This window comes from Marinisporobacter balticus, from assembly GCF_004345705.1.
In the GTDB taxonomy this organism is placed as follows: Bacteria; Bacillota; Clostridia; order Peptostreptococcales; family Thermotaleaceae; genus Marinisporobacter; species Marinisporobacter balticus.
In genome coordinates, this window is record NZ_SLWV01000067.1 from 1 (window position 1) to 2065 (window position 2065).

The following is a 2065-nucleotide window of genomic DNA, read 5'->3' on the forward strand; positions in this document are numbered from 1 at the left end:
GAATCTTCTTTTTCTGTTAAATCTTCTTTTTTTATTTTTATAGATTCCATCTCTCCAGGAGCCAAATGTTTTTTCTTTATTCTCATAATTTCTCTTCCATCAATCTTTACAACCATATGCATATTTTGATATATATTATCTACTCTCATAAATAGATCTACTGTATTTTCAACATTTTCTGCTCGAACCATGTGTGGGACAATATATCTTATTCCATCTCCAGGTTCTGTTTTAGCTGTTTTCGCTTGTACTTTGATTTCTTTTTTAATATATCTTGCAGCATTTTTCCCTGCTCTTCTACTTTCTTCTGTTACGAAGTCTACTAAATCATGTACATGAACGACATTTCCACAGGCAAAAATTCCTTCTATACTTGTCTCCATTGCTTCATTTACGACAGGTCCTGAAGTAATTGGATCTAACTGAATACCAGCATTTTTAGAAATTTCGTTTTCTGGTATTAATCCTACAGATAATAATAATGTATCACAATCATAATGCTTCTCTGTTCCTTGAATAGGCAATCTATTTTCATCTACTTTTGCAATGACTACACCTTCTACCCGATCTTTTCCTTTAATTTCAGTTATTGAATGACTCAGCAGTAGTGGAATATCATAGTCTTCTAGACATTGTACAATATTTCTTGTTAGTCCTCCTGAGAAAGGCATTAACTCTGCTACAGCTAAAACTTCTGCTCCTTCTAATGTCATTCTTCTTGCCATGATGAGTCCAATATCGCCTGAACCTAATATCACTACTTTTTTTCCTACCATATATCCTTCCATGTTTACAAATCTTTGAGCTGTTCCTGCACTAAAAACACCCGCTGGTCTGGTTCCTGGTATATTAATAGCGCCTCTTGTTCTTTCTCTACACCCCATTGCAAGGATAATTGCATTTGCTTTTATAGACATAAATCCATCTATCGTATTTATTGCACTGACCATTCTTTCTTCTCTTATATCAAGCACCATTGTGTCTAATTTATATTCAATACCCATTTCTTTTAGTTCTATAATAAATTTTTCTGCATACTCAGGACCTGTTAGTTCTTCTTTAAAGATATGCAATCCGAACCCATTATGAATACATTGTTGAAGGATTCCTCCTAACTCTCTATCTCTTTCTATCACCAAGATATTATCTACACCATTTTTCTTTGCTTCAATCGCTGCTGCAAGTCCTGCAGGACCTCCACCTATTACAACAAGATCATATTTGAACATATTCTCACCTCTCATTTTGTCTTTCTTAAGATATTTTCATATTTTCTAGAACTTCTTCTGATGGTTTATTCTGTTTTGTTGGTTCTGTTAAAATATAAGATTGCTTACTATCCTTCACAACTTCTGTAATATCCATCTTTAATTCTCGTGCTAAGATCTCCATAACTCTCGGTCCACAAAACCCGCCTTGGCATCTTCCCATACCCGGTCTTACTCTTCTTTTTATAGCATCTACTGTTGTTGCACCTGCATTTCTATGAATTGCATCTATAATTTCACCTTCGGTAATATTTTCACATCTACACACGATTCTTCCGTATCTTGGGTCTTCCTTTATTAATGCAGCTTTTTCTTCATGGCTTAACGCCATAAATTTAATCACTGGTTTTCTAATTGGATTAAACTCTTTTTTTTCTTTTAAATCTTTTTCAATTCCTTTAAAAATATCTACTACATATTGTGCAATAGCTGGTGCTGCTGATAATCCTGGTGATTCAATTCCTGCAACATTAATGAATCCTTTTACTTCTTTTGATTCTTCTATGATAAAATCTCCTGTACTTGGTGTTGCTCTTAATCCTGAAAAACTTGTGATTGTTCCATTAAATGGTACTTTCTTCGTTGTCTTTTTAGAAGCTTGTCGAATAAATTCAATTCTTTCACTTGTTGTTGCTGTATTTTCTTTGTCATCAGTATCTTCTGCATCTGGCCCCACTAATAAATTCCCATGTACTGTAGGTGCTACAAGTACTCCTTTTCCAAGCTTTGTTGGTGCTTGGAAAATCACATGATTTACAATATTTCCTGCACTCTTATCTAAAATATTGTATTGTCCT

General features: G+C 34.0%; 2 protein-coding genes. Both read right to left on the reverse strand.

Translation table 11 applies throughout. The annotated features are described in order from the left end of the window. On the reverse strand, positions 1-1229 hold a 1229-nt coding region (locus EV214_RS18515; RefSeq protein ID WP_132248485.1), incomplete at its 3' end, for an NAD(P)/FAD-dependent oxidoreductase. A 25-nt stretch (positions 1230-1254) separates the two neighbouring features. Continuing rightward, the coding region (locus EV214_RS18520; RefSeq protein ID WP_132248487.1) for an NAD(P)/FAD-dependent oxidoreductase at positions 1255-2065 on the reverse strand (811 nt) is incomplete at its 5' end.